The sequence below is a fragment of the Aquiflexum sp. genome, assembly GCF_977115555.1.
The window spans coordinates 1-1,856 of sequence record NZ_CDSBKL010000592.1 but is presented as its reverse complement, the minus strand read 5'-3'; the positions used below and the strand labels follow the sequence as shown (position 1 = coordinate 1,856).

Here is a 1,856-nt window from a genome sequence, read left to right as displayed (position 1 = left end):
ATAGAGTGATCGAAGATATCCTAAGCAATGTGGATTCTTGGAGGATTGATGCGATAAGTGATGAAAAAGCTTTGTTGGTTTTTTTCAATGAACTCCTGCAAATCATCGATGAGGAAATTGATTCCAATACAAAATCTTAACTTTTGATATGATCTCCTTTCTAAGAAAAATCCGACAAAAACTCCTTTCTCAAAATCGGGTAACCCGGAATTTGGCTTATTCCGCAAGGAAAATTGGTTCCAATATGATTGGTAAGAGCAGTCCCTTTAGGGACTCGATATGGGTAGAACAATCCATTTTGCAAAGCCCCCTCCGTGCCTTTAGGTACGGAATATAAAAATTTAATCATGGCAAACACCTACACCCAAATCCATATTCAAGCAGTCTTTGCAGTCCAAAACCGCATCTCTTTAATCCAAGCTGATTGGAAAGATGAACTCTATAAATACATTACCGGAATTGTCCAAAAATATGATCACAAGGTTTTGCAAATCAACGGTATGCCTGATCATATCCACATACTGGTGGGTTTCAGGCCTACCCAAGCATTATCAGATTTGATGCAAATGGCAAAGGAAGATTCATCAAAATGGATTAATGCTAAAGGTTTAGTCAAAGGAAAATTCTCTTGGCAATCAGGATATGGTGCGTTTTCCTATTCAAAAGATCAGGTAGCAAGGGTAGTAAAATACATTCAGGAACAAGAAATACATCATTCGAAAAGATCTTTTCTCGAAGAATATGAAGAGCTTCTGAAGATTCATGAGGTGGAATATGATCAACGTTACATTTTCAAACCCATCGAATGACTATATCCTGTACCTAAAGGCACAGATCATCATCGCTATAAAATTTTCTACCCATATAAAGTCCCTAAAGGGACAAAACAAAAAATAAGATTCTATGATCTCCTTTCTAAGAAAAATCCGACAAAAACTTCTATCACAAAATAAGATAAGCGGATATCTTCTATATGCATTAGGGGAAATTACGCTGGTTGTAATTGGAATATTGATTGCCCTACAAGTCAATAATTGGAACCTTGAACGAAATGATCAAATCGCAGAACAAAAGGCACTACAGGATCTGAAAGAGGAATTTGAAGATCAAGCCAAAAGGCTTGAATATGCCCGGAAAAGGCGAGAATTATCCATTGCTTTTTTTTCAAGGAAACTGGAATTCATGAAATCCGGAATGCTTGATTCCTTGATGGCCCATCATCCAATTTTGAACCTTGGAAATGTAACCCTCAATGCTCCGAATGGTGTGATCAACAGCCTGATTTCATCCGGACAGATTAATCTGATTTCCAATGATTCTCTCAAATATCGGCTTGCGTCTTGGTCAGAAGCAGTTGAGGACGTCAGAGAGGAAGAGGATAATCATTTTCGTTTTGTAGGAACAGAATTCTTGCCTTATCTCCAACGTAATCTACCCCTGACGATAATAAATTTTCCTGTAACGAATTCAAATCCCGAACACCTTTTCTACTCCGAAAGTCAGGTGAAAGGCTTCTATGAAAAAATGATCCAAGAACTTGAATATCAAAATTATTGCGTCATGAATACCAATTGGAATCAAATTGCAATAATAGAATACAATGAATTGCAGGATGACCTAGATCACATTCGGGCTTTAATAGAAAATGAACTCAAGAAGTAGGTGTATATTCCAAAAACTATAAGCAACATATGATCTCCTTCTTCAGAAAAATCCGGCAAAAACTCCTTCAGCAAAAACAGGTCACCCGTTATCTGGTCTATGCAGTGGGAGAAATCGCCTTAGTCATGGTTGGAATCCTTTTGGCACTTCAAGTGAATAATTGGAATGAAGCCAGAAAGGATAAAAAAAAGGAA

General features: G+C 37.3%; 2 protein-coding genes. Both read left to right on the top strand.

What is annotated here, in order from left to right; all coding sequences use genetic code 11:
• Positions 1–347: 347 nt before the first annotated feature.
• Complete coding sequence (tnpA, locus tag ACZFYI_RS19885; protein ID WP_462525861.1) at positions 348–809, top strand: IS200/IS605 family transposase; 462 nt, start codon at positions 348–350, stop codon at positions 807–809.
• Between the two features lie 94 nt (positions 810–903).
• Positions 904–1,662, top strand: coding sequence for a DUF6090 family protein (locus tag ACZFYI_RS19880; protein ID WP_462525860.1), 759 nt, complete (start codon positions 904–906; stop codon positions 1,660–1,662).
• Positions 1,663–1,856: the final 194 nt, after the last annotated feature.